The organism is Acinetobacter lwoffii (assembly GCF_024129685.1).
Classification (GTDB): domain Bacteria; phylum Pseudomonadota; class Gammaproteobacteria; order Pseudomonadales; family Moraxellaceae; genus Acinetobacter; species Acinetobacter lwoffii_X.
Map to the genome: position 1 here is coordinate 1 of NZ_JAMXXL010000058.1, position 6,977 is coordinate 6,977.

General features: G+C 45.3%; 7 protein-coding genes. 5 read left to right on the plus strand and 2 right to left on the minus strand.

Annotated elements, in window-relative coordinates; translation table 11 throughout:
* Positions 1-222: 222 nt before the first annotated feature.
* Positions 223-1,935 carry an electron transfer flavoprotein-ubiquinone oxidoreductase gene (locus NI464_RS15475; RefSeq protein ID WP_253139480.1) on the minus strand — a complete coding sequence of 571 codons (1,713 nt, stop codon included), beginning with the start codon at positions 1,933-1,935 and terminating at the stop codon, positions 223-225.
* A gap of 186 nt (positions 1,936-2,121) precedes the next feature.
* Here NI464_RS15475 and NI464_RS15480 point away from each other — a divergent pair, with 186 nt between their 5' ends.
* From NI464_RS15480 to NI464_RS15500, 5 genes are all read left to right on the plus strand, one after another.
* Complete coding sequence (locus tag NI464_RS15480) at positions 2,122-2,733, plus strand: DUF1285 domain-containing protein (protein WP_005102927.1); 612 nt, start codon at positions 2,122-2,124, stop codon at positions 2,731-2,733.
* Between the two features lie 48 nt (positions 2,734-2,781).
* A complete protein-coding gene (gene murI, locus NI464_RS15485) occupies positions 2,782-3,654 on the plus strand; it encodes a glutamate racemase (RefSeq protein ID WP_005102929.1) in 873 nt (290 codons plus the stop codon).
* Positions 3,655-3,770: 116 nt separating this feature from the next.
* Positions 3,771-4,799 carry a DUF4062 domain-containing protein gene (locus NI464_RS15490; protein WP_005102932.1) on the plus strand — a complete coding sequence of 343 codons (1,029 nt, stop codon included), beginning with the start codon at positions 3,771-3,773 and terminating at the stop codon, positions 4,797-4,799.
* 65 nt (positions 4,800-4,864) lie between these two features.
* Positions 4,865-5,878, plus strand: coding sequence for a ferrochelatase (gene hemH, locus NI464_RS15495; protein ID WP_005102935.1), 1,014 nt, complete (start codon positions 4,865-4,867; stop codon positions 5,876-5,878).
* Between the two features lie 22 nt (positions 5,879-5,900).
* Positions 5,901-6,545, plus strand: coding sequence for an MBL fold metallo-hydrolase (locus NI464_RS15500; RefSeq protein WP_253139483.1), 645 nt, complete (start codon positions 5,901-5,903; stop codon positions 6,543-6,545).
* A 40-nt stretch (positions 6,546-6,585) separates the two neighbouring features.
* Here NI464_RS15500 and NI464_RS15505 read toward each other — a convergent pair whose 3' ends face one another.
* Entirely contained in the window at positions 6,586-6,768 is a 183-nt protein-coding gene (locus NI464_RS15505) for a hypothetical protein (RefSeq protein ID WP_004278555.1), read from the minus strand.
* Positions 6,769-6,977: the final 209 nt, after the last annotated feature.

Below are 6,977 nucleotides of genomic sequence, written 5' to 3' on the forward strand. Positions count from 1 at the left end.
CGCAGATTATGCACGAATGCCAAGAAATTTGGAGTGCAAATATTAACCAAAAAGAAGATCATTTTTTGATTTATGAAAGAGATCTAATATTTATCCATAAATAAACCCGCTTTAAAGCGGGTTTATTTTTATCTCATATGAGAGATTACATATTTGGATATGAGCAGCACTGCTGCGCAAGATGAGGCAGGTAAAATAACGTTTTAGCCTGCCGCAAGGATATTACATATTCGGATAGTTCGGACCACCGCCACCTTCCGGTGTTACCCAGGTGATGTTCTGAGATGGATCCTTGATGTCACAGGTCTTGCAGTGCACACAGTTGGCTGCATTGATCTGGAAACGCTTAGAACCGTCATTATTTTCCATGATTTCATAGACACCCGCTGGGCAGTAACGCTGCGCAGGTTCATCCCATGTCGGTAGGTTGACTTCCACCGGAATGGACGGGTCAGTCAGTTTCAAATGCGCTGGCTGGTTCTCTTCATGCACGGTATTCGATACAAACACTGAAGACAGACGGTCAAAGGTCAGCTTGCCATCCGGTTTTGGATAGTTTGGCTTGAAGCTTTCAGCCGCCTGGGTTTTTAGCGCCGCATGGTCTTGAACCAGATCATGCAAGGTGAAAGGTACTTTAAACACGTTCTGGTCGATAAAGTTGAATGCACCCCCGATCCATTGACCGAACTTGTGCATTGCCGGGCCAAAGTTACGCGAGTTGTATAACTCTTCTTTTAGCCAGCTATGGTTGAACTTGTCGGTATAAGCAGTCAGTTCTTTGACAAAGAAATCTTCGCCTTCCACTACACGTGCCACCGCCAGATCACCGCCTTTTTCTACACCGGCAGCTATCGCTTCAAAGACCGCTTCACCGCAGAGCATGCCGGATTTCATTGCCGTATGAGAACCCTTGATCTTGGCAAAGTTCAGGAAGCCGGCATCATCACCAATTAACGAGCCACCTGGGAAAGTGAATTTTGGTAATGAGTTAAAACCACCTTTGGTCACAGCACGAGCACCATAAGAAATACGCTTACCACCTTCCAGATATTGCTTAATTAATGGATGGGTTTTCCAGCGCTGCATTTCCATGAAGGGATACATATGCGGGTTGGTGTAAGACAGATCTACGATCATGCCCAGAGTCACCTGGTTATTCTCAGCATGGTATAACCACCAGCCACCTGAAGAACCAGTTTCATTTAGTGGCCAGCCGGCACCATGCATGACCAGACCCGGTTTATGCTTGGCAGGATCGATTTCCCAAAGCTCTTTAATGCCGATACCGTAATGTTGCGGATCCGCGTCCTTGTCCAGGTTGAACTTCTGGATCAGACGTTTACCTAAATGACCACGGCAGCCTTCAGCAAAAATCGTGTATTTGGCATGCAGTTCATAACCCGGGGTAAAGTTATGCGTTGGTTCGCCATCTTTACCAATGCCCATGTCACCGGTTTGGATGCCTTTGACTGTGCCATCGGCATGATACAGAATTTCCGAGGCTGCAAAGCCTGGGAAGATCGACACTTCCAGTTCTTCGGCTTTCTGGCCTAACCAGCGCACCACGTTGCCAAGCGAGATGACATAGTTGCCATCATTATGCATGGTTTTAGGCACCATCCAGTGCGGTGCTTCCTGTGATTTTTCATCTGACAGCAGGAAGAAGGTTTTATCTTCGGTCACCGGGACATTTAGCGGGGCGCCCTGTTCTTTCCAGTCGGGGAACAGCTCGTTCATGGCACGTGGTTCAAGCACAGCACCAGACAGAATATGTGCACCGACTTCGGAGCCTTTTTCTACGACACAAACGGACAAATCGTTTAAGTTGTTTTCAATTGCAAGTTGACGGATTTTGATCGCAGCAGAAAGACCCGCAGGGCCTGCGCCTACGATGACGACGTCAAACTCCATCGATTCACGTTCGATGTGTTCCATGTAGGACTCCTCATATTACTATTCGGTGGCAACCATAATCATATGATTGGGTGCTGCCATAAGTGTTCTTGGTTCCTAGACACAAAAATGCTGGTGTCTTTGATAATCTGGGCTAGTATAGTTTTAAAGCCGGTTTTAGCCAATTGGCTGAAACATATTATTTTTCCGTCATTAAGGTCTTCTTTTATGGATAAGCCAGTACCCAGCACAAATCCGACGAAAAAAGTAACTTATCCCGATGATAAAAATTTAATGGATATCGCACAATACTTAAAAGATGCACAGGGCAGTCACAAAAGGTCAATACCCCCTTTGGAGCAATGGCAGCCAAAGCATTGTGGCACAATGGATCTCAAGGTTTTAGCCAACGGCGAATGGTGGCACGAAGGTCAATTGATCAAGCGTCAGCCGATGATTGACCTGTTTGCAACGGTGCTCTGGAAAGAAAACGATAAATTCTATCTAAAAACACCAGTAGAAATGATTGAAATCGAAGTTGAAGATGAACCTTTATTTGTCAATCAGGTCGATCAGGTTGAGATCAATGGAGTGACTTATCTGCAACTGGGCACGACTACGCAAGACCTGATTGTTGTCGATGCTGAACATCCAATCTTTATGCGTGAATATAAAGGTGAACTACGGCCTTATGTGCATGTGCGTTTCGGGATCAATGCCCTAATCCAGCGCGCTGCATTTTTACATCTGGTCGAGATGGGAGAGCTTGATGAAAATCCGGCAGGCGAAACCGTTTTAAGTTTGAAAAGTGGTGATTTAGACTTGCATTTGAGCACCTGAGGTTTAAGCTTGATCGCTAGAAATTTCAAACAAGCCACCTGCAACGTTATGAGCGCTATTCAACCAATTTCCCAGCTATTAGACCCGATGCCCAATGCCACGGCAGATGCGCCGATTGGTATTTTTGACTCAGGCGTAGGCGGCTTGTCAGTCGCCCTGGAAATTGCCCGCCATTTGCCCAATGAGCGCTTTGTCTATTATGCGGATACTGCACATGTGCCTTATGGTCCGAGAGATGATCAGGAAATTCGTGCCCTGACGGCTCAGGCGGTTGAGTGGCTGTATCGTCAAGGTTGTAAAGTTGCGGTGGTGGCGTGTAATACCGCTTCCGCTTTTAGTCTGGATTATTTGCGTGACTATTATGGTGAAAACTTTCCGATTATCGGTTTGGTACCTGCGCTTAAACCGGCAGTCCTGAATACCCAGTCAAAAACGGTGGCGGTATTGGCCACGCCTGCAACCTTCCGTGGCCAGCTGATTAAAGATGTCATTTCCCGTTTTGCTGAACCGGCTCAAGTCAAAGTCCTGCCTGTGACCAGTCTGGATCTGGTGCCTTTTGTTGAGGCTGGGGAGCAGATGAGTGCAGCCTGTTTGCAGACATTAAAAGAGATTTTACAACCAGTTGTAGATCAGGGCGCTGATTATTTAGTGTTAGGATGTACACATTACCCCTTCCTAAAATCGTCAATTCAGTATATTTTTGGTCAAAAGCTGACATTAATTGACTCAGGATTCGCGGTTGCAAGACAAACGGCCCGAATTTTAATTAAAAATGGGTTATTATTTGAGCATGAGTCTAAAGAAAGCGTGAAAATTGAATTGGTGGTGAGTGGGCAGAATGCTGAACAGCTCCGACCGATTTTGCAGCACCTGATTCCGGCCGATTTAAAATGGCAGGTCAGTAATATGAGTGCAGTTTAAAACTCATTTTTATAATTTAAGAAGAAAGATATTTTGATTTTGGGGTGGCCATATTGGGTAAAGAAGCATGTGATGATGCATTTTTTACCCAAATGTACAGGAGAAGAGGATAGCCCATGCTGGATAAACGGTACCAAGTGTTCATCTCAACCTCTGGGGCAGAAATGCAACCGGAGCGTATCATTCTGTCTCAAACACTGGTAGGAATGGGGTTTTTCTCGTGGGGACTGGAACAGCGTACACCGCTGAATACTGCATTTGCACGCCGCCAGATTGATGACTGTGATTATGTCGTGATTCTGCTGGGAAGCCAGTATGGAGAGCAGTCGGTATCGGGTGTTGGCTATATGCATCTCGAATATATTTATGCAGTGACCAAGCAAAAACCGATTATTGTGTTTATGCATGATGATCCGGCATCACGTGAAAGTGCATTGCATGATGCCAAACCGGAATTACAGGAAAAATTCAAGGAATTCCGTCAACTATTACAGCAGGAAGTCGATCAGGTCTTTACTTACCGCAGCCTGCGCGATCTGGAAATGGCAGTGCGTTTTAACATGCCGCAAATGTTGGAGCGCTATCCGGTGACTGGCTGGGTGCGTCCGCAAAATACCCAGGCGCTGCATGACGAGATTGACCAGCTTAAAGCCAAAGTGGCTCAACTGGAACGTGATGGCGGAACTGCAGAAGTTGATCCATTCCTGAGCTTGCCCAAAGTAGCGATGCATGAAATTTTTTCTTTTGAATACCGGATGCATGCTTATCAGGATGGTAACTTCAAGGAAATCAAAGTCCAGAAGAAACTGACTTGGGCGCAATTGTTGGCGTTGCTGGGCTCCACCTTTGTCAATCCGACCCCTGAGGAATTTTTCTCGAAGCGCATGAATGAATATCTGAATGAAACCGGTTTGCAGGATGCACGGGTACAGATGCCGCGTGCACATGCAGTGGCGCGTGCCCAGATGAATATCCGTGCCTTGCATAGTTTAAAAATTCAAATGCGCCAGAATGACTGGATTGTGCCATCCGGTCGTGATGACCGACAGCGCATGCTGTGGCAGATCACGCCAAAAGCGCAAAAATTGCTGGATAGCAGCTTGCTGGATTTAGATCGCACTTTTCAATATAAGTCAGCGTATTAATCCATAGAGAGAATAAATAAAAAGCTGTTAAAGTACAGGGGTTGATATCCTGACGGACGAACTGAATGTATTCTACTGCTAAAGCGAAAGTGACGATTATATTGGCAAACTTGGGCACACCAGATAAGCCTACGATTCCTGCGGTACGCCGTTTTCTCAAGCAGTTTTTATCTGATCAGCGTGTGATAGAAATTCCTAAACCGATTTGGCAAATCATTCTGCGCTTATTCATTTTGCCCTTCCGTCCAAAGCGGGTATCACAGGCCTATGCGCAGGTATGGGGACAGGATTCGCCGATGCGTGAAATTCTGTTTGAGCAGGTCGCAGCAGTCAAGACGCATCTCACCCAGCTTTATCCGCAGTTTGAACTGAATGTGGTACCTGCAATGACCTACGGCAATCCGAATATTCAGGATGTCTTGGCACAGGTCTCAGCGCAGCCACAGGAACACATGATTCTATTTCCCTTGTTTCCACAATATTCTGCCACTTCGACCGCACCTCTATACGATGCAGTGGCGAAATGGGTGGTGAAACAGCGCAATTTACCCGGTTTGACAGTGATCCGGGATTATTATCAACATCCTTTATTTATCCAGTCGCTGGCTCAAAGTGTACGTGATTATCAGGCAATTCATGGTCAACCAGAGAAATTGTTGATGTCTTTCCACGGCATTCCACAGCCATATGCCGATAAAGGCGATCCTTATGCCGACCGTTGTCGCATCACGGGTAAATTGGTGGCGGAAGTACTAGGTTTAAATGAAGATCAATACGCGATCAGCTTCCAGTCGCGGTTTGGTAAACAGGAGTGGATCAAGCCCTATACCGATGTTTTACTTGAAGATTGGGCGAAGCAGGGGGTGAAATCCATTCAGGTGATGAGTCCTGCATTTTCTGCGGACTGTCTGGAAACGCTTGAAGAGCTGGCAATCGAAAATGCCGAGACTTTTAAAGCACTAGGCGGAGAAAGCTATAGTTATATTCCGGCATTAAATAGCCGTGAAGATCATTTGCGATTGCTCAACAGTCTGCTACAGGCTAATCTGGATGCATTGACACAGACACTTGCCCATTAACTTGCCCGAGGTTTTTCACCCCATGTTACAAGTCAAAATTGTTCCAGTTACTGCATTTCAGCAAAACTGTTCCATCGTTTGGGATGCGGACACTAAAGAAGCCATTTTGATTGATGCAGGGGGCGAACCTGAAAAACTGAAAGCTGAAGTTGACGCGCTGGGTTTAACGGTTAAAGCCTTATGGCTGACCCATGGCCATCTGGATCATGCGGGTGCTGTGGGCGCGTTAAAAAAGGCTTGGGATATACCAGTAATCGGACCACATAAGGAAGATGCATTCTGGCTTGACATGATTCAAGAAGTTTCGGCACGTTATGGTTTTCCGATTCCGGAAAAAGTTGAAGTGACCCAGTGGCTGGAAGGTGGTGAAGTGCTCAAACTCGGCAATGAGGAGTTCGAAGTGCGTTTTGCTCCAGGCCATACGCCGGGTCACGTGATGTTCTATAACAAAAATTATGACTTGTTATGGACAGGTGATGTCTTGTTCAAAGGCTCAATTGGCCGGACTGATTTCCCGCGTGGCAATCATCAACAGCTCTTAGATTCAATTCAGCGTGAATGTTTCAGCCTGCCAGATGAAACTCAATTCATTTCAGGACATGGGCTGATCAGCACCATTGGTTTTGAAAAGCAGCATAATCCGTTTGTTGCAGGTAAAGCGGGTTAAAAGCGTAAATAAAAGACCAACATAGTTTGGTCTTTTATCTTTATTCTGAAAAGGGATTATTGCGAAGTTGTCGCGTTTGCATGTGTATGAGCCAAGCGGCAAAAGCAAAAAGCACACCCAATACAATAAATAAACTATCTTGTTGGAAAATGCCGACTCCCAACGAAAGAAGTGCGAGTAGACCAACCCCAATTAATATGACTCTTAAAATAATATAACCCATATTATTGCTCTAAAAATAATGTGAAAATTTAGAGTAGAACAATAATACTAAGGCTTTATGAAAGATGTTAATTCGTGTTGCTTTATCTAAGTAATTTTATAAAATTCATATGATTTATTTAGGGTCTGTTGACATTTACTGTTCATAATTAACCCTATAAAGGTAGCCATAAAAATATACAGGCTAAAGCAACAGAACTTTGATAATTT

Bases quoted from the DNA above. Each gene is read 5' to 3' on its own strand.
- NI464_RS15475 (WP_253139480.1), bottom strand. From the start codon at position 1,935: ATGGAACACATCGAACGTGAATCGATGGAGTTTGACGTCGTCATCGTA.
- NI464_RS15480 (WP_005102927.1), top strand. From the start codon at position 2,122: ATGGATAAGCCAGTACCCAGCACAAATCCGACGAAAAAAGTAACTTAT.
- NI464_RS15490 (WP_005102932.1), top strand. From the start codon at position 3,771: ATGCTGGATAAACGGTACCAAGTGTTCATCTCAACCTCTGGGGCAGAA.
- NI464_RS15500 (WP_253139483.1), top strand. From the start codon at position 5,901: ATGTTACAAGTCAAAATTGTTCCAGTTACTGCATTTCAGCAAAACTGT.
- NI464_RS15505 (WP_004278555.1), bottom strand. From the start codon at position 6,768: ATGGGTTATATTATTTTAAGAGTCATATTAATTGGGGTTGGTCTACTC.
- murI (WP_005102929.1), top strand. From the start codon at position 2,782: ATGAGCGCTATTCAACCAATTTCCCAGCTATTAGACCCGATGCCCAAT.
- hemH (WP_005102935.1), top strand. From the start codon at position 4,865: ATGTATTCTACTGCTAAAGCGAAAGTGACGATTATATTGGCAAACTTG.